The organism is Scopulibacillus darangshiensis (assembly GCF_004341035.1).
Classification (GTDB): domain Bacteria; phylum Bacillota; class Bacilli; order Bacillales; family Sporolactobacillaceae; genus Scopulibacillus; species Scopulibacillus darangshiensis.
Window position 1 is genome coordinate 103,276 of record NZ_SLXK01000009.1, and the last position, 26,430, is coordinate 129,705.

Genomic DNA, 26,430 nt, shown 5'->3' on the forward strand with positions numbered 1-26,430 from the left:
CCAAGTTTTCCTTTAGTTATTCTTTATACATGCCCAATAGACAGGTATTTTGTTTCAAGATATGGCTCAATGCCTTCAATACCGCCCTCGCGTCCAAGTCCGCTTTCTTTCATGCCTCCAAAAGGGACGTGAGCAGCGGAAGGGGCACCATCATTCCATCCGACAATCCCAAAATCCAAATGGTCATGTAAATAAGTTCCGGTTCTATAGTCATTTGTGAAGAAATAGGCGGCAAGTCCGTATGGGGTGCTATTTGCAAGTTCCAGCGCTTCTTCAATATTTGTAAAGCTTGTGATTGGAGCGACCGGGCCAAAGGTTTCCTCTTGCATGATGGCCATGGTCGGGTCGACATTTTTTAATACTGTTGGATAAATAAAGAAATAACCTTGTTCTTTATCGGCATCAAATTGATTGCCGGTAAGCACCTCGGCACCCTTCTCAACGGCGTCATTAATCTGTGAAACAATTTTATCATAGCCCTTTTCATTAATAATAGGTCCGATATCCGTTTCTTTTTCCAGGCCGTTGCCGACTTTTAATTTTTTAACCGCCTCGGTCAGCTTGTTGGAAAATGCCTCAAGAACATTTTCATGAACAATAATGCGGTTGGCGCAGACGCACGTTTGACCGGCGTTTCTAAATTTTGATGCGATCGTTTGACTTACAGCAAAATCAAGATCAGCATCTTCAGCAATAATTAAGGGTGCGTGTCCTCCTAATTCCATCGTGACATGTTTTACTGTATCGGCGCTGCCTTTTATTAAGGATTTCCCTACAGGGGTAGAGCCCGTAAATGTGATTTTTCTGACATATTCACTATTTGTAAAGATTGGTCCAACGTCTCTGCCGCGGCCATTCACGTATTGAATGACATCTTCTGGAATGCCCGCTTCGTGGGCAAGCTCGATTAATCTCATTGTCGTCAATGGCGTTTCTTCTGCAGCTTTTACAATAAAGGTGCATCCAGCGGCAAGAGCGGGTGCCGCCTTTCTGGTCATCATAGCAGCAGGGAAATTCCATGGTGTGATGGCTGCGACCAATCCAATCGGCTGCCGGCTGACAACAATCCGTTTTGTTTCAGTGGCTGCTGGGATCGTGCGCCCGTAGATTCGTTTCGCTTCCTCTGCATACCAATCGATATAACTTGTTGCGTAATCGACTTCACCCAATGATTCCTGCAAGGGCTTTCCGTTTTCCAGAGTCATGACTTCCGCTATTTCTTCTTTATTTTCTTGAATTTTTTGTGCCCATTTTTCTAGCATTCTTGAACGTTCATGGGCGTTAATTTTTGACCACTTTTTAAAGCCTTCATGTCCGTTTTTTAATGCTTGGTTGATTTCTTCCTTGGTGTGAACTGATACTTCTTTGATTATTTTACCCGTTGCGGGATTATGAACCTTTATTAGATTCGGCATTTGTTGACACTCCTTTTTTGCTTGCTTTGCTGCAATTTAGTGTATTAGATCTGATTATGGTCGAACGCTTTTTCCAATATCGCCAGTCCTCTCGCCAATTCATCGTCTGTAATAACTAATGGGGCCAGAAAGCGGACGACATTTCCCTTGAGACCGGCGGAAAGCAGTAATAGACCATTTTCATTCGCGAACTTTACAATGTCAGCTGTTTTCTTTTTGTCAGGCCGTTTGCTGTCGCGATGATCAACGATTTCGACCGCCACCATTGCACCCAACCGGCGAATGTCACCGACATAGTCATGCCTTTCAGCGAGATCAAGCAGTTTCGCTTCAATCTTTTGTCCGAGGCTTTCTGCTTTTTCTGGTAAATTTTCCTCTTCCATTATGTCTATGACAGCTAATGCGGCGGCACATGCGACAGGACTGCCTGAATAAGTGCCTCCAAGCTCTCCTGGATCTGCGACATTTAATATTTCTGATTTGCCTACCACACCGCTAAGCGGCAAGCCTGCAGCCAATGATTTTGAAACCGTCATCAGATCCGGTGTCACGTCAAAATGTTCAATGGCAAACAATTTTCCCGTCCGGCCAAATCCAGTTTGAATTTCATCAGCAACAAAGACGATCCCATGTTCCTTACAAAAGTCGCTGACAGCTTTAACAAACTTTTGAGGGGGGATAATAAAGCCGCCTTCACCTTGCACTGGTTCCATGACAACACAAGCAACCGTCTCGGGAGCTACCACAGCAATAAAGAAGTCTTTAAACTCCTCAATCATATGATCGATATAGGCTTCTTCCGTCATTTCACTTGGTTTGTGATAGAGGTAAGGGAACGGCGCTTGATAGACTTCAGGAGCAAACGGACCGAATCCAAATTTATATGGTTTGACTTTACTTGTCATACTCATCGTCATATTCGTCCTTCCATGATAACCGCGGACAAATGAAACCACTGCTTGCCTTCCCGTGTAACGGCGGGCAATTTTTATAGCATTTTCGACAGCCTCGGCACCGGAATTGAAAAGAATCGCCTGTTTTTCAAAGCTGCCTGGTGTGATTTTGCACAACTTTTCTGCCAGATTAATATAGCCTTCATACATCATCACGTTAAAACCGGGGTGCAAAAATTTTTCGACCTGTTTATTAACTGCTTCAGTTACTTTGGGATGACTGTGGCCGACGTTCAATGTGCCAATCGCACCTGCGAAGTCAATCCATTCATTCTGATCAATATCTGTAATTGTTGCTCCGGCTGCATGATGGGCAATATTTAAGTTGCCGTTGCTGACGCCTTTTGGAACATATTTTTCCCTTTTTTCTTGTAATTCCTTTGTTGTAACGTAAGAGACCGTCATCATTATCACCCTTGCTTTCGTAATATGAATATACTAATAAGTATGGCGATTGTCTGGTATAATGAAAAGTACCAAAAAGTAAAAATTTTGGGCACCAGATGAAAGAGGGCAGACCATGATTTTATTAACATTAGATAAAAATGGTGAAGCAAAATATATATACCAGCAGATTTATGAAGGGATCAAGACGGGGATCCTTGAAAGAAAGCTTAAATTTAATGAAAAGCTGCCTTCCAAAAGGGAATTGGCAGGGCAATTGAAGGTCAGCGTTAATTCGGTCGCCAACGCATATGGGCAATTGCTTGCGGAAGGATACATCTATACGATCGAGAAAAAGGGGTATTACGTCGAAAATATTACCCAGTTTATCCAGCAAGAAGATGCCGTAAAAGACAAGCTGCCATATGATCTAAAGGAAGACATCGAGGATAAAGAGGGATGGCTGTCACTCTCGCATATGACCTCTGATATATCAATGTTTCCTTTTGCGGAATGGATGAGGTGCCAGAATAAGGCCGTGAAAAATCATAAAAAAGAGCTTTCAGAAATTCTTGATCCTCAGGGACCTTATGGAGTAAGAGAAACGATTTCCCGTATGTTAGGGTTATCGCGCGGGGTTAAATGCGAGCCGGAACAGATTATAATTGGTGCCGGCTCGCAGCAATTAATCAGGCAGTTGATGGCGATGCAGGCGAGAAGCACGGTGGTCGCTATGGAGGACCCGGGATATTCCCGCTTTTATACTTTATTGAAAAACATGGACTTTGGGGTTCGCCCTGTTAAACTGGATGAAAAAGGCATTGATGTCAATGACATTAACGCTACAAAGGCAAATGTTGTGTTTGTGACGCCATCACACCAATTTCCCACTGGTAAAATTATGCCGATTTCAAGACGCATTCAGCTGCTAAATTGGTCCGCCGAATCTACCGACAGATATATTGTGGAAGATGACTATGATAGTGAATTTAAATATGAAACGGATAATATCCCCTCCTTGCAAAGTTTGGACCGGAATCATCGCGTCATCTATACTGGCACCTTTTCGAAAACAATGTTTCCGGGTTTTCGCATGAGTTATATGGTGTTGCCGCCTGATTTATTAAGAGACTATCGCCGCCATTATTCTGATTTAATGCAATACAGCAATTCACTGGTTTTATTCACATTGCATTATTTTGTGGAAAGCGGCGGGTACGCGAGACATGTAAAAAGGATGAACCATCATTATGAAATGAAAAGAAGGCTTTTGATAAAGGAGCTTCACATTCGTTTTAGAGGTGATGTTGACATTGAGGATGTGCCTGCAGGACTTCATTTTCTTGCGCAATTTAGAACGGATAAAGGATATGAAGAGATTGAAGAGCAAGCGAAACAGGAAAAGCTTGAAATCTATTCAATGAGGCGTTTTATGCTAAAAAATAAGTATAAAGAAAAAGAAAAAGTTGAATTAGTTATCGGATTTGCAAATATACATGAGGAAAAAATTGTCGAGGCTGTTGATAGACTGTATCGGGTAATTAAAACGGGGTCGAATCTCCCCGTATTTTTCAAAAAAACGTCGACAAATGTATAACGATCACAACAGGATATTTGTACATTTTGTAGAAGTCTATAATATAAGGTTATCGGTATTTCCAAAATAGCCATGGAAGGCGGGTGAATGGTATGTTCAAGAATGGTATGTTCAAATGGATGCCATATAAAGAGCAAAATATGTGTGAAAGAAAGCTTAATAGGGTTATGAGACGTTTAGAAATCGAAAAGTTCAATTTCAATTGGGATCGCAGCAGTTGTTTTATTGAATTTTGTTATAAGGAAAAATCATACAGGGTGGAACACTCTGTTCAAAGAGCGAAAGACAAAGGTATTATTTTAAGGAACGGATTGGATTGTTTATTTGAGTTGATTCAATCCCTTGAAAATCTGTGTGACATCATTAATAGGGGAACTTATAAACTCGAGACTTGGATATTCGGCATGAAACAGTCATCTCCAGCAAAAGAGGTAACTGAATATGAAGAGGAATTTCATATAAGATATAAGTCATTAGGGCCGCAAAAACTTGCCGAATATAATAATGAGGAGCTTATTCCCGTTGCACCTGAATCACCTCTAGGGGATTTTGACCGAAACTAGAGTATCCAAAACAATTACTCCAATAAACAGAGCCAAATGTAAAACAGGCGCTTGATATGATAAGGTCAACCAGTCATTTTTGGTTGACCTTATATTAATTATCTTGCATAATTTCTTTGTACTCAGACAGAGCAAAAGCTGCTATTCGAAAGCATAAAGTTAGTGCCTTTTCAATTTAAAATAGCAGTAAAATGGGGAGCTGACCCTGATTAGGAGGTTCAATCATTGAGATCCTTTGCTTTTGCTTCATATGCCTTATATTTTCTTTCAGGTTTGGTTATTACAACGATCGGATCCGTTCTTCCCCAGCTGCTAGCCCATTATCATGTATCCTATACTATTGGCGGCCAGTTAGTGTTTGCCGGTTCAGTGGGATTCATTATTGGCGTCCCGATTTCGTCTTTCTTAATAAACTGGTTTGCAGAAAAAAACGTCTTATCGATGGCGGCTGCTATTATAGCCTTTGCTCAATTCAGCATTTTCTTTCTTCCACCGATTGGCTTGATATTCTTTCTGACCTTTTTAAATAGTATTGGTGTTGCAATGTTAGAAACAGTTGTTGCCACCTTAATGATGGAAGTTTTTATAGGCCGGCGAGCGGTAGTCATGAGTTATCTGGAAGTATCATTCGGTCTCGGCGCCTTGCTGATGCCCATCATTTCGAGCATTTTCATATCACAAGGCATTTGGAGGTCTTCATTCATTGTGACAGGCTGTTTTGCCGCCGTCTTGGTGATTGTCTGGCAGACGATATCATATTCAAAAGATAAGATAGATCTTTCAGAGACGTTAGATGCGGGCGGACTGCCGCCTCAATTTTTGTCTAAAGGGAGAAAAATGCTGGTATTATCATTATTTATGATGATGATCCTTATGTACACGGGGATAGAAGGCAGCCTAAATAATTTCCTAGCCTCAATTTTTATTGCCTACTTGGACACAGTTCCGTATTATGCTTCTTTAAGCATTGGCTTTTTTTGGGCGGCAATGGTCGTCGGAAGAGTTGCGACGGGTTGGATCATTAGGAAAGTGACATACAACCTTTTTCTATTTTGGGGTATGGCAGGGACAACGTTAGGCTTGATCTGTTTTATTTTATTCAAGAATGCTGCGGTCGGTTACGGGTTTGTTATAATCATGGGACTCACGATGTCAGGGGTTTATTCCATTACGATGGTCTACGCTAATCATATGTTTCCTGGCCTCGCTCGTTTGGTCACGAGCTTAATAACCGGATTTGCCGGTTTAGGCGGGGCGATTTTTCCCGCTTTAATCGGTGCCACCATGGATCGCTCTGGAACAGCAACAGCCCTTTGGTATGTCGTCGCTTTTGCAGGTCTTTATTTGACGGCACTAGCAGCCATCTATATTTTTCAGCTTAATATGAGGAAGAGTACGAACGTGATCGACAAGCATTGTTTGTGATTACGGGGGATGACATTGGTTCATCCCCTTTTTCACTTATATTAATTAATGAGAGAGCCACTCATAACCGCCACAAAGTCATTCACAAAGTGCTGCACACTAAAGTCTAGAATAATCTTGTTGATTGGATATCCCGGTTCAACTTTCGGAACCGGACGAAAATCAGCATAGGTTAACCCTTTTGATGAACCATCGTCAACGACGAAGACTTGGCGGTTAACGCCTTTATAGTGATCTTTGCTTGTAAGGCATGAAAGTGCGGCGACATCGTGTAATGGGCCCCCGTTAATACCAGGCATGATGTGCTGATATTGCGAACTGTAATAATCCATAATGGGTTTAATAATTGGTGTAAAGGGAGTTGTTGTTTGGTTTGAAAGATAACGAATGATGTCGTTTGAAATAATTGATCGATTACTGACATTCAGGGGTAGGAAGGTAAGGTTTTTCCCATATGTAGTGACGATTTTCCCCGCTGGCGGATCGCCATAAATATTAGCCTCGGCTAAAGGGCTGATATTTCCGGGAACAAAAAATGCCCCTCCCATTATAATTATTTCTTTGACATCATGGATGTTGCTTTCTGCTTCAAGGAAGGTAAGAGCCAAAGTCGTTAAGCGGGACAGGTTAACAAGCGTCAGCTCGCTGCCATAAACTGTGATTAATTCGTAAACTGTATGAAAAGGATATGTATGAGTAATTTTGGTGCTCTCCGTATTAACCGCCCCGATGCCATGATAGCCGTGGAGGTCATAAAAATACTGCGGCGGCTGGCCGGAGAGAGGGGCTTTGGCTCCATTGATCAGGGGGATGTCATCCCTTCCGGCAAGCTTGAGTAAATAGGCGCTATTTCGCAAGGCGTCTGATTGGCTGACATTGCCATACCCGCACACTAGCCCAACCAACTCGAGCTCAGGATGAAGAAGAGCATACATAATAGCAAATGCATCATCGACTCCTGGATCAGTGAACAGCAAAATCTTCTTCACATCAACCCCTCCTCTAGAATATTTTTCGGGACTGATACCATTTTATTAGTAAAATTAAGTTTTTAGCCTAAGTTATTGGTGGGGGGGTGAGCTGGAAGTTTAACCTAATAAATAGGAAGGCGCTAATGGCATTAGACAAATCTAAGTTAGCTAAGGCGGTAAAGTAGAATAAAGTATAGGACTGATGTTCTTTGTTACCAAATATATACATTAAGTGTAACGCCATCCAGATGAAGACACCAAATCGATAAAAGGTCAAGATTTCCCCGATGGAAGATCTAGGACCTTAGTGGTATAGACGGGTATACAAATCACAAGTATGCTTATTACTATACACTTTTTAAAATATTTTAACAAAGGGAAGGTGATGGTTTTGTTTCGCAAATCGCTTGTTTTTTGCTTGGCGTGCATGTTGCTTATTCCAATGGCGATTGGAGGCGGTCAGGCAAGAGCAAAAGAGAACACTAATGAAAACAGCTTCGGTATCAATCCAACCCCTCAGCATTTAAAGGTTATTGGAAAAGGATTTCCGTTGACGCCAAAGGTTGGCCTCGTTGTCGGGGATGATACCGATCAATCTGCTATCAAAGTTGTAGAACAAACATTAAAGGAAGCCGGTGTAAATAAAATCATTAAGAAAAAGGCAAACGAAGCATCTCCTCATACACCGGTGACGATCTGGCTTGGAAGTTTTTCCGACAATCCGAAGGCGAAGAAAGCCTTAAAAAGCGTCACATCAGGCAAAGAAGACTTAAAAAAGGAAGGGTATCTCCTTGCCTCGGGTATTGGCAATAAAGACAATAAAGGCATTGTACTGGCTGGTAAAGACAAAGCAGGGACTTTTTATGCGGCCAAAACTTTTGATCAGTTGATCCAGAAGCGGACTGGACGTGACCTTGTACCGTCCGTAGTTGTTGCTGATTGGCCGGATATGCCGATCAGAGGGTCAATTGAAGGCTTTTACGGCCCGCCATGGTCTCATGAAGACCGGCTCCGCCAGCTTGAGTTTTATGGAGACAACAAAATGAATACTTATATTTATGCGCCGAAGGATGATCCATATCATAGAGCAAAATGGCGCGAACCATATCCGCAAGATAGATTGGATGACCTGAAAGAATTGGTTGATAAAGCAAAGGAAAATCATGTGAAGTTAACCTTTTCACTTTCGCCTGGAAACACAGTGTGTTATTCGGGAGACAAAGACTTTGAACTGCTAATGAATAAGATGCAAGCTGTGTGGGACCTTGGCGTACGCTCCTATGCCATTTTCCTGGATGACATCAGCTATAACTTCCACTGTGATCAGGATAAGGCTATGTTTGGCGACGATCCTAACCCGACGGCTGCAGGACAGGCTTATCTCTTAAATCGTTTTAACAAAGAATTTATCCAAACCCATAAAGGGGCTGACCGCTTGATTACAGTTCCAACCGGATACGCCGGGAACGATTCGACGGTTTATCGTGAACGATTCGCCGATTTACTTAATCAAGACACGATTGTGATGTGGACAGGCCCTGCCGTTGTCCCTGAAAATGTGACCTCTGAAGGGGCGGAGAAGGTGTCACAAATCTTCAAACATGATTTGTTGCTCTGGGACAATTACCCAGTAAACGATTATGATCGCAACCGGTTGTTCCTCGGCCCGCTTGTAAAACGGGATGCCGATTTGACAGAGCATGGCGTACTCGGTGTGACGGCGAATCCGATGAATGAAGCGGAAGCCTCCAAAATTCCGCTGTATACGATCGCCGATTACACATGGAACCCGCATCACTATGATCCAAAGGATTCCTGGGAGCGAAGCATTCAATCCTTCGGCGGTGATGCTGCAGAAGCGCTAAAAGACTTTGCGGAAAATTCATATTCCTCACCGATCAACAGCAAGGAATCGCTGACGCTTACACCGTTAATCAAAGCGTTCTTAACGGCATACAAAACGGATGAGGCGGACCAAGCCGCACAGAATTTAATTGCCGAATTTGAACATCTTCAAACCGTGCCGGGCAGCCTTCGAAATAAAATGGATAATGACCAATTTCTCCAAGAGGTTGATCCATATTTAAATAAGCTTGAAATATATAGTAAGGCAGGCGTTGCAGCAGTTAAAGCGCTCATGGCGAAGAAAGTAGACGATTCAGATCGGGCAGATCACTATAAGGAAAAGGTCAAGACTTTGATGAAGGAATCCGATGCCATTTCGCAAAAAGTTGGTGAATATGTCATCAGGCCTTTCCTAGTGAAGGCTGTGTATGGCGAAACCGTCGTTTCCAGGCCATTGGATGGTGTCAATAAAGCCCGTGGTGCCGGAGAGCTCATCCAATATACGCCTGAGCAAGGAGATACAACCGGAACAAATATATATGGCTATGAAGTGACTGTTGTGGATGGCAAGGTCGTCAAAAGAGGCGGCAATAATTCACCGATCCCTGAAAACGGGTATGTCCTAAGTATACATGGCAGTGACTGGCTAAAAGATAATGCGCTTTTGGGTGCAAAAGTTGAAATAAATGACGGACAGGTGCTTATTACGAAGTAAAGGAACGGTAAATCCAGTAACCTGGATTAAATAACAAAATAAGAACAAGAAGCCCTCTTAATTTTGAGGGCTTCTTGCCTGTTGTCTATTACCTGTGCGGGTATAGAAGTATAGAATAATAAAGGATAGTAACACAGCAACCGCCACTTTTTGGGGCACCTCAGGAAGGGTGGTTATGATTTGCTGGTTCTACGTCTACATGTTTTTAAGATTCGTAATTTAACCCTTACGTTTGCAGTCTTCGTTCTTCTCCCTTTCTTTCAAGATATAGCTGAGCAAGTCTAGTGAAATTCGGGCTGCTACTTGTCCTGTCATACCGTAGGGATCATATGGGGGGGCTACTTCCACTAAGTCAAAACCGATCACCTCTCCTCTTTTCGCAATTCCTTCAAGTAATTCATTAACCTCATCGTAAAGCAAACCTCCCGGGGAAGGTGTACCCGTTCCGGGGGCGATAGAAGGGTCAATTCCGTCAATATCAATTGTTACATAATATTTTTCCCCAGCCGGAATTTGCTCTAGCACTTCTTCGAATCCCATCTTTCTCATTTGACGAGGAGATAAGATGATGCTGCCATATTCCTTTGCTGCGTTGACGTCTTCTTTTTTGCTGCTGCTGATCCCACGAATCCCTAACTGAAATATTTTTTGGACATGATCCATTTCAGACAATCGGCGGATACAGTTTCCATGTCCATATCGCATACCAGAGCGGTGATCCGCCCAATCTAAATGGGCATCGATTTGAATGACATGGAATGGTCCAAGCTCTTCCACTCCCTTTCCCACTGCAGCTGTAATTGAGTGATCGCCTCCTAAAACGACCGGCAAAGCACCTTTCGAAACAATTTTTTGAATCGCTTCTTTTGTATTCTCATGACATTGCATAATATCCCCATGAACCATGTCCACATCTCCACAATCGACTATCTTCCAGTCAGGCCCAAGATACATCATATCGTTTTCGATATCGTAAGCTCCGTCAAGTCCAAAACTATATAGTGTAGAACCTTCGCGGATTCCCCTAGGTCCCATTCTTGCACCAGATTTCCACTGAGTCCCCATATCATTAGGTACTCCAATTACAGCCACATCCGCATCAAGCTGATTTAGGTCCGTACAAACAGGATATTTCCCAAAAGTACATATACCTGTGAAAGGTAAATTTAAAAACTGCTTTTCATCGCGATTAGACATAAATATTACCTCCTGGTTATTTTTTATTTGTCTGTAGTCGGAGGACAGCTTCCGGCTCGTTTTTGAACTGTTGTACGGTGAGGATTGACCCAAATAAAAACATCAATTACCTTTGGAATTATGAATTTCTTTTTGACCGAAGTTAATATCCGAAAGCTGTTTCCCGGACAGTTTTGTAATATACATAAGATAGATTAAACCACATAACAACCAAATACCCCCGACAATTAATGCGGATAATTCAAGATTTGACCATAACCAAAAGGTTAGTGATGCGCCAATGATTGGTAAACATAGATAACTTACATATTCTTTAACTGAAGAACGTTTACGATTTTTTATAAAATAATGGGCTATAACAGATAGATTAACGGATGTAAATGCAATTAGAGCCCCAAAATTGATAAATTTAATAACTTGCTCTAGAGTAAGTACAATACCTATCATTGAAAACAACCCTATGATAATGATCGCACGGGACGGTGTTTTAAATTTGGGGTGAATATATCCAAATAAATTTTTAGGCAAAACAGAATCTCGTCCCATCGCATACAACACACGTGACGCACTCGTAGTCGCGGCAATACCCGAGGTAAAGTTTCCAATAAGCATTACGGTAATAAATAATACCTTGAATAAACTTCCTCCTATGAGTAGTGCTATTTCGAGGGATGCTGAATCGACGTGTTTGAACGAAAGCCCTGGATGCACTAATTGTGATAAATAGGAGGATCCTATATACAAAATACCTACAATTAGCAACATTAAGATAATAGCCTTTGGAATAGTTTTCTCAGGATTGATTGTTTCCTCAGACAGTGTGGTTAGTGAGTCGAAGCCAAGAAAACTAAAACATAGAATTGCCGCACCAGATAAGACTACTGACATCGGGACATGTGGACTAAACAATGGTTTAGTCGAGATCACGGTCCCTGCCCCTATCCCTTCAAACAAACTTTTGATAGCCAATATACAGAACAAACAAACAAAAACTATTTGAGTAATAACAAAAATCTTGCTCATTAGTGCTGATATATTTATACCCATGATAGCAGGTGTTACTATGGATGCCGTCCAAAGGATAACCCATACAAAGTGTGGAATTTCCGGTAATATCACACTTAAATAGATAGTGGACATCAAACACGTCACCAAAGGAGTTAGAATATAATCTAGCATAATTGTCCATCCGACAATAAATCCAACTCCGGGATGTATAGACTTTCGGGCAAATGTATAAGCTGAACCAGAAACGGGATATGCTTTCGACATCTTTGCATAACTGAGGGCTGTAGAAAGTATTGCTAGAAATGCAAGAATGTAAGCCCCTGTAATGACACCATGTGAGGTTGTGGCAGCTATTCCATAAGTATTAAAAAACACAGCAGGATTATTCCATGCAATCCCTAAAATAACAACCTGGGATAGGGTGAGTACTCTAGCAAGCTTTACTTTCTCCTTCTCCATTTTTATCCTCCCTTTAAATTAGATAGGTGAAAATTCATCCCTAAATCCGATTCTCAGTAAACAATTTGTCCCCCCAAAATTGATTTGCAAAAGGCATTTTCCTTTAACGTAAAATTTTGGGGGACTTTAACGGCTCCTGCAGGTAAATCCCTTGTTTTTATCAATAATTTGTGCTTGTTATATTTTAAAATTAATGTTGTGGTACCGCTTCATAAGCATTTTGAAATAACTTCAGATAATCTGAACGTGATAATTTTCGTGAATTACTCTGTGTACACAAATGAACTGATGCCCCTTCAGCGAGAAAAGAGAAATCTTTGGGATTAACATTATTTAAATCTCGAAAGTCAGGGATACCAATTTTACTTGCAAGCTCTTTTAACAATACAACTCCTTCATAGGCCGTTTCTTCTAATGAAGCCCCTTCTTTATTTGCTCCAAGCTTTGTAGCTATAATTGCATGTTTTTCAAGGTTTGAAGGAATATTAAATTCAAAAACATGCGGAAGAAATACGGCATTTGCTACTCCATGTGGAGTATCATAAAGACCTCCAAGTGGTTCGGCCATAGCATGTACAGCCCCAAGGTCTGAGTTATCAAATCCTATTCCTGCAATTAAGCTGGCTAAAAGCATATTTTCCCTTGCCTCTATGTCATTACCGTTTTTTACAGCTAAAGGAAGGTGCTTAGCAACTAATTCAATTGCATAAAGGCTTAGAGCGTCTGAAATTGGTTGTGAAACATTACAGGTATAAGCTTCTATAGCATGCGTAAGCGCATCCATTCCTGTGGCAGCAGTAATCGATTTAGGCAAAGTTAAGGTTAATTCAGGATCCAAAATTGCGAGTTTTGGAGCCAATTTAATATCCAGTATGGCCTCTTTCTGTTTTGTAACCGTATCCGTAATGACAGACCCTGTTGTAACTTCACTTCCAGTACCTGAAGTTGTTGGGATACAAATAAGTGGAGTTATTTCCCGTTCCAATAAATTTACACCGTAACGATCTTTTAGCTCTCCTCCATGTGTTAAAAGGGTACCAATTGCTTTGGCTGTATCCATTGAACTTCCGCCGCCGATGCCAATCAAAAGGTCTATGTTGCTATCTTTAAATTGTTGGTAGACTCTTTGGCAATCAACATCTTTGGGATTAGGTGTGGTTTCATCAAACACAATATAATTGACGTCTTCTTGATCTAATGAATCAATAACCTTTTGCAAAATTCCGGTTTGCGCCAAACCCTTATCTGTAATAAGAAGAGCTTTATTTCCACCTAGCTCCTTTGCTCGTTTTCCAATATTTTTAACATTACCGTTCCCAAATTCTATTGTGGTAGGGAGATTGAAATTAAAATTCCATAGCATATTTAATTTCTCCTTTCAGTTTTTAGTTCTCAACTTTTAATGGTCAAACCATCTGGTTGGCTCAACTTTTAAATTAATGTTAATTTGTTTTACCTCACTAAACTCATCTAAACCAAAAGTCCCCAGCCCTCGTCCAATGCCGCTCTGCTTGTATCCTCCCCAAGGGGCTTCATTGTAGGCTAGATTAAATGCGTTAATCGATGTGATTCCAGCTTTTATTTTCTTAATAACTCTCAAAGCTTTTGCCCCGTCTTGTGAAAATACACCTGCCGCGAGACCGTAGGGAGTATCGTTGGCTAGTTGGATAGCTTCGCATTCATCTCTAAACTTTTGCACAATCAAAACTGGTCCAAATATTTCCTCTTGAACAATTCTCATATTAGGTTTGGTATCCACAAATAGTGTTGGCTCGACAAAATAACCTTTATCAAGCCCGTTGCTTGTGATACGCTTTCCGCCGAAAGCTAATTTCGCCCCTTCTTCTATTCCTAACTCAATATATTTGAGTACCTTATTCATATGATCTTCACTGACAAGAGCACCCATTTCCGTAGAAGGTTTATCACCGGGGCCAACCCGGATTTTTTTCGCTTTTGCAATCAGTCTTTCGATAAACTCGTCATGAACACTCTCTTCAAGTAATAATCGCGATCCTGCATTACAAACTTGACCAGCGTTTACAAAAATCCCATATAAGGCGTAGTCCACTGCTGTTTCAATGTCTGCGTCAGCGAATACAATGTTAGGTGACTTTCCGCCAAGTTCGAGTGCAATGTTCTTAACATTTTCAGCTGCTTTTTTCATGATCTCTCTTCCCGTAGAGGTACTGCCAGTAAATGAAACCATATCGACCTTATTGCTTCCCGCTATCTCATTTCCTACTATTGTCCCTTTACCCATCACCAGATTGGCAACGCCGTCCGGTATGCCTACCTCTTTGATAATCTCAAATAATTTAGTTGTGGTGACTGGGGTGACCTCAGATGGTTTAAACACGATTGTATTTCCCGCAGCAAGAGCGGGAGCGATTTTCCAAGCCGCCGTTAGTAAAGGAAAATTCCAAGGGGCTATCAGCCCGCATACTCCCACAGGTTCCCTGACAACCATAGCCTGTACGGGATCGGAAACTGGATACGTTTGACCGTCTGGTTTTGTGATCAAACCGGCATAATAGCGAAAACAATCTGCAGCGTCAGCAATGTCAAACTCTGATTCCTTAAGAGGCTTTCCGGTATCTGCTGTTTCAAGCTGGCTAAGTTCCGGTGCAATTTGTTCAATCTTCTCCGCTATTTTAAATAAGTAGGAAGACCGTTCCGTAGCACTTAAGTCTGACCAAATTCCAGAATCAAATGCTTTCCGTGCCGCGTCAATGGCAATTCGGGCATCTTGCACATTTCCGCTGGTAGCCTCGGCAATGATCATGCCGTTCGCAGGATTTATGACATTACTGTGTTGTTTGCTTAAGGAATCCATCCATTCGCCGTTTGTAAATCCTTTTAATTTAAGCAATTTAAAGAAACCTCCAGTTCGTTATTTTTTGCCTTCGACAATTTTGCATTCAATAATGGCAAGCGCTTTCATAAGTCTATTTTTTCAAAATGGTTATACCCCCTTTCAGTGAGACTGATAGCTAATCGATGTAAAAAGTATCACTAATACCTATCAGACTAGCGTTTTGAAAATTGCATAATTTGATTATAAAGTTTGTTGTTACACAAAGGTCAATAGTCTATTATAATTTTTAAGGAGGTGCTTAAACTGAAGGAGAAATTGTCCATAGGTGAGATGGCAAGGTTAAGAGGGCTGACTACGGAGACCTTACGCCATTATGATCGAATTGACTTATTCAAGCCGCAATATGTAGATCCCCAATCGGGGTATCGATATTATTCTATTTTTCAGTACGAGGTATTAGGTACTATTAAAGAGTTGCGGCAACTCGGAATGAGTTTAGACGAGATAAAGAATTATTTCAATGAGCGCAGCTTCAGTAAATCTTCGGAAATCCTTAAATCCAAGCACAAGGACCTTGTTTCTAAGCTAAACGAATTAAAAGACCTTGAGGAAAATATCAGGGGGAAAATTGTATACATGAATCATGTAGCAAAAATAAATGAATTTCAAACGGTGATGCTCCGCGAGATAGGACGAAGGAAGTTAATTACATTGAATGAAAGAATCAATAACAATTTGGAGCTATGTTATGGTGTTATAAGGTTAGAGAATATGCTTACTGAGAAGGCACCGATTTTGGCCAGTAATAGACTAGGCATTATCATCGAAGAAGCTGATCTCAAAACTAAACGTTTTGAAGAACCATCTGCTATTTTTGTTGTGGCAAAAAATAAGGAAAAAATACCTGAACAGTATCAAAGGATCGTTCCTGCTGGATTATTTGCGTGTATCCGTTACAACGGTGAATTATTATGGAACCGAAGCAAGAGTTTGAATAAAATATTTGATTATCTTGATGAAACCGACTATCAAATTATTGGAGATGCGCTGCAAATTATGCACGTTGACATTACTATCACAGATAAACCAAATGAAATAAAATTTGAAATTCAGGTTCCCGTTCAAAAGGTTTGACCCGGTTATAAGAAGCGAAAGAAATATTCTACAGATCGTTAGAATTCAGTCATTCACAAAACCCCATCGCTTTAATCGCGATAGGGTTTTTGGTTTTTTCTTCATCCTTTTATTGAGGATTTACTGATATGAATCTCTGGAGGAAGAACGATACGCTGAAACCCTTGCGGACCTTTCTTTTCTATCCTCTCAATTAATAACTGAACCCCTAAGTACCCAAAGTTATAATCAGGCTGGGCAGCCACCGTTAAAAAAGGATTAAAACCCGGTATCGGTTCAGGATCATCAAAACAAACGATAGCCATATCCTCCGGCACGCTTTTTCCTAAATCGCGCAATGCCTTCACGGTGTCTACAGCTATAAAGTTATTGGCAGCAAATATAGCGGTCGGGCGCTCCGCCTTTTTTAACGATACAAGCTTCTCTACGATTTTTTCTGCATTATTTTGCTTAAAAGAAATATTGTACATCAAGTTTTCCTCAGGCTGAATACCTGAGAGTTGCAATGTTTCAATAAAAGCCTTTTCCCTTGCTCTTGCTGTGGATATATTGGACGGTCCATTGATCAAAGCAATCTTCCTGTGCCCTTGCTGGATAATGTGTTCAATCAATTTTCTTGTACCGTCAAAATTGTCGCCCATTACCACATCACTTTGAATACCATCAACCTCTCTGTCGATGAGCACAAATGGTATCCGATGTTTTATTAATGTCCGTAAGTTTTTCTTTGACTGATCCCCTGATGGAGCGATCAAAACACCATCGACACCAGAAGAGAGAATCATATTGATATATTCGGATTCCTTTTCTAAGCTTTCATCGCTGTTGCTCAGAAGCAGGCGATAACCCATCTGCTTAGCTTTGTCTTCTGCGCCCCTTGCAACTTTTGTGAAAAAGGGGTTGGTTATATCTGTAATTATTAATGAAAGGATTTTTGTTTCTTTTATATTTAAGCTTCTTGCAGCACTGTTTGGAATATAGTTAAGTTCCTTGATAATTTGTTCAACTTTTTTTCTCGTTTCCTCTTTAACTGTTCCCGAATTATTGATCACTCTTGAAACAGTCATAGACGAAACATTCGCCCGTTTCGCAATATCATAAATCGTTACCACAGCGTGTTTTCCCTTCCTTTAATTAATTCTTCCTGTTTTTTTAGTATAAATTATGCGTTTGTTGACATCAACACAAGCCGATGTTATGTTATTGTTACCAGTAACATTTTGAATATTTCAATTACCGTGTTGGGAGGAGGATTTATCGGGATTTTAAAAATCTGTAACTGGCCGACGGACTGACAATGCTTTTAAAATCATTTAGTCTGGGGGAGTTAAGTTGAAGGTAAAAAAGTTGAAATTATTAAGTCTCATATTTGTAATGCTGTTAGTATTTTTATCCGCATGTAGTGGAGGATCACAAGGGGCAAAAGGGACCAATGGAAAAAAGATGGTTGAATTAACCTGGATGTTTTGGGCTGGTCAAGGTGATCGTCCGCAATGGGAAGCATTGGCCAAAAAGGTAACTGAGAAGTACCCAAACATTAAAGTGAACATGCAAGTATATGATTGGAATACCTATTGGACCAAACTCAAAACCCAAATCGCGAGTGGGAACACGGCCGATATTGTGGGCATGCAAAGTGCACAATTGCCCGTTTATGCTGAGAAGGGGATATTTGAACCCTTGAATTCTTATATTGATACAAGCAAAAATTTGAACTATAGCGACTTTAATAAAGCCATTACGGATGGTATGACATACGATGGCAAAACTTACGCTCTTCCATATGATTATGGGGCATTTACACTGCTTTATAATAAAGAGCTGTTCAAAAAATATCACGTTCCTCTGCCAGACGAAAAGATGACCTGGGAGGGCTTTTTGGATCGAGCCAAAAAGTTAACACATCGCGAAAAAAAGGAGTACGGCTTTGCTTTTCCTGATCATATTTGGGATTCAACGCCTTGGATTTGGCAAATGAATGGTGACTGGTTAAAGGGAAATGGGGATTATAAAATAAACTCACCTGAAACGATTAAAGCTTTCAAATTCTTATCTGACCTGGTAAATAAATATAAAGTTGCACCAACAGCCGGAGAGTTGTCGGCAATTGGCTATGACGAACAGTTCAGCAGCGGAAAAATAGGGATGATCATTGATGGTCCGTGGACAATCCAAGGGTATAAAAAATACGAAAAACCTGGGAAACTTGATATTGGCGTTCAAGTCATGCCGAAGGCTCCAACTGGAAGGAATGTCAGCTTCGTAGCTGGTTCAGGCCTTGCTGTTTCAGCCAAGTCGAAACATAAAAAAGAGGCGTTCAAAGCTATTTCGGTCATAACAAATTCAGAATCATTAAAATACCTGGCGAAAAATGGCCGCGCGTACCCAGCTAGGGATTCAGCAGTGGAGGCTTTTAATAAGTACAACAAAGATATTGATAATATAAGCGCGTTCCACAAACAAGCACTAAATTCAAAGGCGTATAAAACATCGCCGAAATATGCTGAAGCAGAGGAAATCATAAACCAAGGGCTAGAACCGATATTTTACGGAAAAGAAAATGTCAAGACCGCTCTAAATAAAATACAAAGAAAATTGGATGAATTAAATAAGGAATAGGTAAACGAAGGAGGTGCGGAGAGTGGCAAATTATCAAACATCAACTAACTCTAGTATCAATCCAAAACCACTAATAAAAAAGCCAGACAGAAAATCAAAAAGAATAATAGAGACGATTACACCCTACCTGTTTTTATTGCCGAATATAATAGGTTTTTTGATTTTTACTGCTTTTCCAGTCTTGTTTTCTATTATAATGAGCTTTTTTGATTGGCCAATGCTTGACAAACCTCGTTTTATTGGATTGGAAAATTACATTCATCTCTTTACCAAAGATGAGCTCTTCGTGAAGGTCTTGCTGAATACTGTTTATTACGTCGTTGTCCTCGTTCCGCTAAATGTCATTGTGTCGCTAGGTTTTGCCGTTTGGCTTAACTCAATTAGCAGAGGCAGTGTTGTATTTCGCACGATGTTTTTTATGCCCATTCTTGTTCCAATGGTTGCGAGTGCTCTCATTTGGAAATGGCTCTATAATCCCCAATATGGGCTCATTAATGGCTTTTTAGGCTGGTTTGGGATCGACGGACCAAATTGGTTAGGTGATCCTAAATTCGCCATGCTTTCTATCATTATCATGAGTGTGTGGGCTGGTTTTGGTTATAACATGGTCATATTTATTGCGGGACTTCAGGGGATTCCAAAAACACTTTACGAAGCCGCTTCAATCGATGGCGCTAGAAAATGGACATGTTTTTGGAAAATCACATTGCCAATGCTGTCTCCAACCATGTTTTTTGCGGTCATAATGACCATTATTTCTTCATTTCAGGTGTTTGACCAAGCGTTTATTATGACGAATGGCGGGCCCTTTAATAAAACGAATACGATTGTCTATTATATTTATCAAAACGGCTTCGAATTTTTTAAAATGGGGTATGCCTCCGCTATAGCTTGGGTGTTATTTGCCGCTATATTTGTCGTCACGCTTGTTCAAATGAAAATGCAGAAAAAGTGGGTTCATTACGAATAGAAAGGATGTTGCTTTTTGGAATTGCCAAGAAAGAATTATCCTTTTAGTTTTAAGAAAACTCTAAATTATACGCTATTAACTGCAGCAGGGATTTTGTTTATAGTGCCGTTATTATGGATGGCGGCGACGTCTTTAAAGCCATCGAATGAAATATTTACTATGCCGCCTAAATGGTTCGGATCGCATGTAGAATGGACAAATTATTTTAAAGCATGGGACTACTTCCCGTTTTTGCGATTTTATATAAACACGATTATTGTTTCCTTAAGTACGGTTGTATTGGTGCTATTAACATCATCTCTTGCCGCATATGCATTTGCACGAATGAGGTTTAAAGGAAGAGACATGCTTTTTTTACTTTACTTAGGAACGTTAATGATACCAGGTCAAGTGACAATCGTTCCATTATTTATATTAATGAAATATTTGGGCTGGGTAGACACATATCAAGCTCTAATACTTCCCGGTGCCTTTTCGGCATTTGGAACATTTTTATTAAGACAATTTTTCCTTACTATACCGGTTGAATTGGAAGAAGCTGCGCGAATTGATGGCTGTTCCAGGTTTGGTCTGTATTGGCGTATCCTATTGCCATTATCAGGGCCGGGGCTAGCTGCACTAGGTATCTTTACTTTTATTGGACAATGGAACAACTTTTTATGGCCATTAATCATTACGAACACGGACAGCATGAAAACATTGCCTTTAGGCATTGCGATGTTCCAATCGCAAAGCGGGACTCAATGGCATCTCATGATGGCTGCATCTTCCATAGCCATTATTCCGACATTGATCGTATTTATTTGTGCACAAAAATATTTTATCAAAGGGATCACGATGACGGGTATGGGAGGAAGATAGTTTTTTTGGGAGGGGGATTCGGTTTGAACGTTGATGCTCATCAACATTTTTGGAATTTAGAAAAGGTTAATTATCCATGGCTTTCACAGGAAAGCGAGATCATTAACCGGACATTTGAGGCACCCGAACTTGAGCCATTGCTTCGGGTGAATGGCATAGACAAAACGATTGTCGTGCAGGCAATGGATTCCTATCAAGATACCGAGTATATGATTGATACAGCGGCGCGTTACGATTGGATCGCTGGTATTGTGGGCTGGGTCCCGCTGAATAGGCCGGAAGAAGCTGATCAGAAGTTGGAGGCATTCATCAGACATCCTAAATTCAAAGGGGTTAGACACCTTATCCATGAAGAAGAGGATCCCGATTGGTTAATCAGAGATGACGTCATTGAAGGGTTAAGGGTGCTGGCTTCATACGGACTGCCTTTTGATGTTGTCGCTGTTTTCCCGAATCATTTGAAACATGTTCCAACCATAGCTGAAAAAGTGCCTGATTTAAAAATGGTTATTGATCATTTAGCAAAGCCGCCAATAAAGGTAGGGGAGATCGAGAGTTGGGCTAAAGAAATATCAAAGGCTGCGGAATATACCCGGGTGTATGCAAAAATTTCTGGGCTGAATACCGCCGCTTCGGAAAAATGGACTTCAGAAGACCTAAAGCTATACATCGATGTTGCACTTGAAAAGTTTGGTGCTAAACGGCTGATGTTTGGCAGTGATTGGCCAGTAGCAAATCTGGCGGGAGATTATCATAAGGTTTGGACGGAAACGAACAAGGTGTTGGATCACTATTCACCTTTAGAAAAAGAGGCTATTTTAGGCGGTACAGCGATTGAATTCTATCATTTAGAAGGGGAATGACATGAGACTTGGCAGTGTGATTAAAGTAAAACCGGAAAAGCTTGAGGAATATAAAAGGCTGCACAGAAACGTTTGGCCAGATGTACTTAAAACCATCAAGGCATGTCATATCAGCAACTATTCCATTTATTACAAAGATGGCTTCCTATTTAGTTACTACGAGTATAAAGGGAATGATTATCATCAGGATATGGCAAAAATGGCAGCCGACCCAAAAACAAAGAAATGGTGGGCAGTGACAGACCCCTGTCAGTCCCCAATAGAAACAAGGAATGAAGGAGAGTGGTGGGCGGCAATGGAAGAAGTTTTCCATCTCGACTAAGTTAAAGAGGGGGTAGCATATGAAAAGGCTGGAAAAGCAAATTGCTCTCGTGACTGGGGGAGGAAGCGGTATAGGAAAAGCTGCATGCAAACTCTTTGCCAGTGAGGGAGCCAAAGTCGCAGTTGTGGATATTGACTTCCAAAAAGCGTCCGAGACAGCAGAAGAGATTCATCAAGCAGGCGGGGAAGCATGCTCCATCAAAACAGATGTGTCATCTAAAGGCGATGTCATTCGGATGATGGATCGCCTCCGCGAAACATATGGTGATCTTGATATTCTTTTTAACAATGCCGGAACCATTTTGCCAGGGACTATAGAAGAAATAAATGAAAATGACTGGGATAGACTGATCAATATAAATTTAACGAGCATGTTCCTGTGTATTAAATATGCCATCGCTGGTCTTAAAAAGACCAAGGGTAAAATTATTAATATGGGATCAATGAATGGCCTTGTTGGACAACAACAGAATCCTGCATATAGTGCCACTAAAGGAGCCATCATTGCTTTAACGCGATCGCTTGCCATTGATTTTGCACCCTATAATGTCCGCGTTAATGCTATTTGTCCTGCGGGTGTTATAACACCCCTTTTAGCAGATTGGTTCAACCGGCAGCCGGATCCTGCACAAATGCAGCGCGACAGTGATTTCTCACATATGCTTGGCCGGACGGCATCATCTGAAGAAGTTGCCCAATTAGCATTATATTTGGCAAGCAGTGAATCATCATTTATTACTGGGCAAGCCATCCCTATTGAAGGCGGTGCGACGTTGGGATACGGTGCAGGTCCAAAAGCTGAGTGGGAAGCAGTTGAAGATACGCTTTTGACAAAATAATAAATGGAGAGTGAAAGCATCATGAAGTTTGTGTCCTATTCTAATAACAGCAAGGAACATTTGGGCTTAAAAGAAGACAAGGGTATTTTGCCGATTGGAAAGCTTTTAAATGATGAAAATATTAGGATTGATAAGGTTATTCATAATCCTGAAAAGATCTCTCAAATCAAACAACTATTAAACAATGAATCTATATCTGATAGTGATTATATTTCAGAGGAAAGCGTCACTTTTTTACCAAGTGTACCGGAACCTAAGAAGATTATTTGTATCGGAAAGAACTATGCTGAACATGCAAAAGAGACGAATGATGATATTCCTGAAGAACCAATTGTTTTCAGTAAATTTTCCGACTCAGCGGCTGCTCACATGGAGGATGTGCCGCTACCGGATAAGTCCGATAAGGTAGATTATGAGGCTGAACTTGCAGTTATTATTGGGAAGCGTGCTGAAAAGGTTCTTGAAGAAGAAGCCTTACAATATGTGTTTGGTTACTCTAATGCCAATGATCTTTCTGCCAGAGACCTTCAATTTAAATCCGGCCAATGGCTGCTTGGCAAAACATGTCCGAAGTTTGCCCCGATCGGACCTTATCTTATCACAGCAGATGAAGTCGGCGATCCGCAAAACTTAAATATCCGCCTTTTTCTTAACGGTGAAGAACGGCAATCATCCAATACGAAACACATGATTTTCACTGTAAAATATCTGATTCATTATTTGTCTCAATACATGGTGCTAAGCCCCGGAGATGTTATTCTATCAGGTACCCCAGAGGGCGTCATTCTTGGTCACCCTGATGAAAAACAGTCATGGCTTAAACCGGGTGATGAAGTATATGTTGAAATCGATAAATTGGGAGTCCTCAAAAATACTTTGAAATGAGGAGGGACATTTAGATGAGATTACAAGATAAAGTTTGCTTAATCACTGGCGGCGGCAAAGGCATCGGTGCGGCGACAGCAGAAGTCTTTTGCCAAGAAGGGGCTATTGTTGAGATTGCTGATGTTGATGATGCAGCTTCATTAGAACTTATAAATAAAATAACGGAAAAAGGCGGGGAAATCTATACTAGCCATGTTAATGTCACAGACGCCGATTCCGTCAATAAGTGGATCGATGATGTTAATAGTCGTCATGGGAAAATTGACGTTCTATTCAATAATGCCGGGATAAGCGCTGTCGGTGTCTTGCATGAACTGGATGAGTCATTATGGGATGCCGTCACGTCGGTCAATATCAAAGGAGTCTATCTCGTTTCAAAGGCGGCTCTTCCAACTATGATTAAGCAAGGGTACGGGTCAATTATAAACATGTCATCATGCATTGCGGAGATGGGCTTAGAGAAACGCGCGGCATATGCCGCAACAAAAGGTGCGGTGTTATCAATGACAAAATCGATGCAAGTCGACTATGCGCCTTATAATATCAGGGTGAATGCCCTTATGCCTGGCACGATTTTCACACCATTTGTCGAGGATTACCTGAGAAGGTCATACGATGATGCAGACAAAGCGATTGCGGGACTGAAAAAACGCCAGCTTGGCCCTGAATTAGGCACCCCGGAAGATGTTGCATATGCTGCACTTTATTTGGCTTCTGATGAAAGCGGTTATGTGATGGGTTCGGGATTAAAGGTTGACGGTGGTGTAACTGGCGGAAAGCCATACTAAAAAACTTGGACATTGGAGGCAAACGATGAAGATTACAAATGTCGAGACATTTTTGCTAGATGTGCCGTTACGCCAAAAAGCGATTACAGATTCGCAGACAAGACTGGAATCCGTTGAGTTTATCGCTCTTCGAGTGGATACCGATGAAGGGATCAGCGGCTGGGGGTTTAACTGGAACTATACAAGAGGGATGCGGGCTGCTAAGGCGATTTTGGATGATAACTATGCGCCTAACCTTATTGGAGAAGATCCTTTTAATCGCAAAAATGTCGTGAAAAAGCTCCACTTTACAAACCATTTTATCGGCCAAGTGGGTGTAACGAGAGTAGCATTATGTGCCGTAGAACTTGCCCTTTGGGATATCCAGTTAAAATGTGCCGGCATGCCATTATGGAAGTACCTTGGGGCCTGTAAGGATAAAGTTAAGGCGTATAATACAGACGGCGGATGGTTGGCATCAACCCAAGATGAACTAATTCGGGATATGGCGGCCCTTGTTGACCGCGGTTTTGATGCCGTCAAGATGAAGCTTGGACGCCCCGATCCCCGCGAAGATTATGAACGTGTGAAGGCTGTTCGAAAGTCTTTGCCTGACCAAGTGAAGCTTATGGTCGATGTCAATACGGTATGGGATTTGAAAACGTCTGTTGTCTGGGGGCGAAAGCTTGAGGAATTAGATGTCTATTGGCTTGAAGAGCCGATGCCTCCATTTGATAAAAGGGCCTATGCTGAGCTTGCCCATACATTAGATTTGCCAATCGCTGTCGGTGAAACAATTTATACGAAATATGACTTCCGTGATTATATTGAAATGGGTGCTGTTGATATCGTCCAGGCGGACGTGACGAAATTGTCGGGTATTGATGAATGGCTTGATGTTGCGGCGATGGCGCGTTGTTATAACTTAGAAGTGATTCCCCATACAAATGTGCAACAAAAACTTCATATTCAACTTGCAGCAGCTTCGCCAAATGTGCCAATGGTTGAATTCTGCTATGAGTCATTGTTAGACATCTGGGAAGATCCCATTAAAGTCGTAGACGGTTATTATATTTTGCCCGAAGAACCGGGGCTAGGATGTAAGTTGACGGATAAGGTTTTAGAGAATCATAGAGTAGAATAATAGAGCAATTTACGCCATGGAGATTTGAAGTAGAGTGTTAATCTACAAAAAATGTTAATAACCAACTAGTATCACGTTTCTATTAACTTGACCAAAGCGGTTTTTTGTTTGCTAGTACCTTTGTGGTATAGACAGGTATACACTTTATGAGTATGCTTATTATAGACTTTTTAAAATATTTTAATAAATAATAAAAAATACAATAATTACCATTTAAAACAACAAACTTTCGGAAGTTTTTAATGTTAGATGACAAATTAAGCAAAAACACCTGTAGGTAGCAGAACTGTGTCCTAAGACGCAATGTCAGGCAAAATCGACGCAGAAATCTGCGAAGAGGACGCAGTCGTCGCTCAAAAGGACGCAGAACCTATGTCTAAGACGCAATGTCAGGCAAAATCGACGCAGAAGTCTGCGAAGAGGACGCAATCATTGCTCAAAAGGACGCAGAACCTATGTCTAAGACGCAATGTCAGGCAAAATCGACGCAGAAGTCTACGAAGAGGACGCAATCATTGCTCAAAAGGACGCAGAACCTATGTCTAAGACGCAATGTCAGGCAAAATCGACGCAGAAGTCTACTGTTATTGTACCTATATAGTAGACAGTTTTAGAAAACCGCACTCTGGATATAAATGTGTATAAAAATAGAACGGAGGCGGATTGAAATTGGATAG

22 protein-coding genes are annotated in these 26,430 nt (G+C 41.1%); 14 read left to right on the forward strand and 8 right to left on the reverse strand.

Translation table 11 applies throughout. From position 1 onward, the window contains the following. Nucleotides 1–23: 23 nt before the first annotated feature. Both EV207_RS08485 and gabT read right to left on the reverse strand, forming a co-directional pair. Complete coding sequence (locus EV207_RS08485; RefSeq protein ID WP_132745652.1) at nucleotides 24–1,415, reverse strand: NAD-dependent succinate-semialdehyde dehydrogenase; 1,392 nt, start codon at nucleotides 1,413–1,415, stop codon at nucleotides 24–26. Between the two features lie 44 nt (nucleotides 1,416–1,459). Further along, nucleotides 1,460–2,779, reverse strand: a complete 1,320-nt coding sequence (gabT, locus tag EV207_RS08490; RefSeq protein ID WP_243646997.1) for a 4-aminobutyrate--2-oxoglutarate transaminase — start codon at nucleotides 2,777–2,779, stop codon at nucleotides 1,460–1,462. Between the two features lie 109 nt (nucleotides 2,780–2,888). On the opposite strand from gabT, the gene gabR reads away from it, so the two are divergent. The 3 genes from gabR (at nucleotide 2,889) to EV207_RS08505 (ending at nucleotide 6,337) form a co-directional block, all read left to right on the forward strand. Then, nucleotides 2,889–4,349: a MocR-like transcriptional regulator GabR gene (gene gabR, locus EV207_RS08495; RefSeq protein WP_132745656.1), complete on the forward strand. Its 1,461-nt coding sequence runs from the start codon at nucleotides 2,889–2,891 to the stop codon at nucleotides 4,347–4,349. Nucleotides 4,350–4,441: 92 nt separating this feature from the next. Continuing rightward, nucleotides 4,442–4,912: a hypothetical protein gene (locus EV207_RS08500; protein ID WP_132745658.1), complete on the forward strand. Its 471-nt coding sequence runs from the start codon at nucleotides 4,442–4,444 to the stop codon at nucleotides 4,910–4,912. A 225-nt stretch (nucleotides 4,913–5,137) separates the two neighbouring features. Next, nucleotides 5,138–6,337 carry an MFS transporter gene (locus EV207_RS08505; protein ID WP_132745660.1) on the forward strand — a complete coding sequence of 400 codons (1,200 nt, stop codon included), beginning with the start codon at nucleotides 5,138–5,140 and terminating at the stop codon, nucleotides 6,335–6,337. 41 nt (nucleotides 6,338–6,378) lie between these two features. Here EV207_RS08505 and EV207_RS08510 read toward each other — a convergent pair whose 3' ends face one another. Continuing rightward, nucleotides 6,379–7,326: a nucleoside hydrolase gene (locus tag EV207_RS08510; RefSeq protein WP_165886877.1), complete on the reverse strand. Its 948-nt coding sequence runs from the start codon at nucleotides 7,324–7,326 to the stop codon at nucleotides 6,379–6,381. A 373-nt stretch (nucleotides 7,327–7,699) separates the two neighbouring features. On the opposite strand from EV207_RS08510, the gene EV207_RS08515 reads away from it, so the two are divergent. Then, entirely contained in the window at nucleotides 7,700–9,868 is a 2,169-nt protein-coding gene (locus EV207_RS08515; protein WP_243646995.1) for a glycoside hydrolase family 84 protein, read from the forward strand. A gap of 219 nt (nucleotides 9,869–10,087) precedes the next feature. On the opposite strand, the gene speB is transcribed toward EV207_RS08515, so the two are convergent. From speB to EV207_RS08535, 4 genes are all read right to left on the reverse strand, one after another. Further along, nucleotides 10,088–11,065, reverse strand: coding sequence for an agmatinase (gene speB, locus EV207_RS08520; protein WP_132745664.1), 978 nt, complete (start codon nucleotides 11,063–11,065; stop codon nucleotides 10,088–10,090). 102 nt (nucleotides 11,066–11,167) lie between these two features. Then, nucleotides 11,168–12,532 carry an APC family permease gene (locus tag EV207_RS08525; protein ID WP_132745666.1) on the reverse strand — a complete coding sequence of 455 codons (1,365 nt, stop codon included), beginning with the start codon at nucleotides 12,530–12,532 and terminating at the stop codon, nucleotides 11,168–11,170. Nucleotides 12,533–12,722: 190 nt separating this feature from the next. After that, nucleotides 12,723–13,895, reverse strand: a complete 1,173-nt coding sequence (locus EV207_RS08530) for an iron-containing alcohol dehydrogenase (protein ID WP_132745668.1) — start codon at nucleotides 13,893–13,895, stop codon at nucleotides 12,723–12,725. A gap of 36 nt (nucleotides 13,896–13,931) precedes the next feature. Further along, on the reverse strand, nucleotides 13,932–15,404 hold the full coding sequence (locus tag EV207_RS08535; protein ID WP_132745670.1) for an aldehyde dehydrogenase family protein: 1,473 nt from the start codon (nucleotides 15,402–15,404) through the stop codon (nucleotides 13,932–13,934). 276 nt (nucleotides 15,405–15,680) lie between these two features. Between EV207_RS08535 and EV207_RS08540 the strand changes: the two genes are divergently transcribed. Further along, nucleotides 15,681–16,484, forward strand: coding sequence for a MerR family transcriptional regulator (locus EV207_RS08540; protein WP_132745672.1), 804 nt, complete (start codon nucleotides 15,681–15,683; stop codon nucleotides 16,482–16,484). Nucleotides 16,485–16,585: 101 nt separating this feature from the next. Here EV207_RS08540 and EV207_RS08545 read toward each other — a convergent pair whose 3' ends face one another. Then, on the reverse strand, nucleotides 16,586–17,596 hold the full coding sequence (locus tag EV207_RS08545; protein WP_132745674.1) for a LacI family DNA-binding transcriptional regulator: 1,011 nt from the start codon (nucleotides 17,594–17,596) through the stop codon (nucleotides 16,586–16,588). Between the two features lie 220 nt (nucleotides 17,597–17,816). Here EV207_RS08545 and EV207_RS08550 point away from each other — a divergent pair, with 220 nt between their 5' ends. The 9 genes from EV207_RS08550 to EV207_RS08590 are packed head-to-tail and all read left to right on the forward strand — an operon-like array spanning nucleotide 17,817 to nucleotide 25,753. Next, on the forward strand, nucleotides 17,817–19,103 hold the full coding sequence (locus tag EV207_RS08550; protein WP_132745676.1) for an ABC transporter substrate-binding protein: 1,287 nt from the start codon (nucleotides 17,817–17,819) through the stop codon (nucleotides 19,101–19,103). Between the two features lie 22 nt (nucleotides 19,104–19,125). Continuing rightward, nucleotides 19,126–20,073 carry a carbohydrate ABC transporter permease gene (locus EV207_RS08555; protein ID WP_207902935.1) on the forward strand — a complete coding sequence of 316 codons (948 nt, stop codon included), beginning with the start codon at nucleotides 19,126–19,128 and terminating at the stop codon, nucleotides 20,071–20,073. Between the two features lie 15 nt (nucleotides 20,074–20,088). Next, on the forward strand, nucleotides 20,089–20,934 hold the full coding sequence (locus EV207_RS08560) for a carbohydrate ABC transporter permease (protein WP_243646996.1): 846 nt from the start codon (nucleotides 20,089–20,091) through the stop codon (nucleotides 20,932–20,934). Nucleotides 20,935–20,957: 23 nt separating this feature from the next. Further along, the gene (locus EV207_RS08565) at nucleotides 20,958–21,797 is read left to right on the forward strand and encodes an amidohydrolase family protein (RefSeq protein WP_132745678.1); all 840 of its coding nucleotides are present in this window, start codon (nucleotides 20,958–20,960) and stop codon (nucleotides 21,795–21,797) included. A gap of 1 nt (nucleotide 21,798) precedes the next feature. Further along, nucleotides 21,799–22,119, forward strand: coding sequence for an L-rhamnose mutarotase (locus EV207_RS08570; protein ID WP_132745680.1), 321 nt, complete (start codon nucleotides 21,799–21,801; stop codon nucleotides 22,117–22,119). 19 nt (nucleotides 22,120–22,138) lie between these two features. After that, nucleotides 22,139–22,957 (forward strand): SDR family NAD(P)-dependent oxidoreductase, encoded by an 819-nt coding sequence (locus EV207_RS08575; RefSeq protein ID WP_132745682.1) that lies wholly within the window; start codon nucleotides 22,139–22,141, stop codon nucleotides 22,955–22,957. Nucleotides 22,958–22,978: 21 nt separating this feature from the next. Next, nucleotides 22,979–23,842: a fumarylacetoacetate hydrolase family protein gene (locus EV207_RS08580; RefSeq protein WP_132745684.1), complete on the forward strand. Its 864-nt coding sequence runs from the start codon at nucleotides 22,979–22,981 to the stop codon at nucleotides 23,840–23,842. Between the two features lie 14 nt (nucleotides 23,843–23,856). Then, nucleotides 23,857–24,630, forward strand: coding sequence for an SDR family NAD(P)-dependent oxidoreductase (locus EV207_RS08585; protein WP_132745686.1), 774 nt, complete (start codon nucleotides 23,857–23,859; stop codon nucleotides 24,628–24,630). A 25-nt stretch (nucleotides 24,631–24,655) separates the two neighbouring features. Continuing rightward, a complete protein-coding gene (locus EV207_RS08590) occupies nucleotides 24,656–25,753 on the forward strand; it encodes a mandelate racemase/muconate lactonizing enzyme family protein (protein ID WP_132745688.1) in 1,098 nt (365 codons plus the stop codon). Nucleotides 25,754–26,430 lie beyond the last annotated feature (677 nt).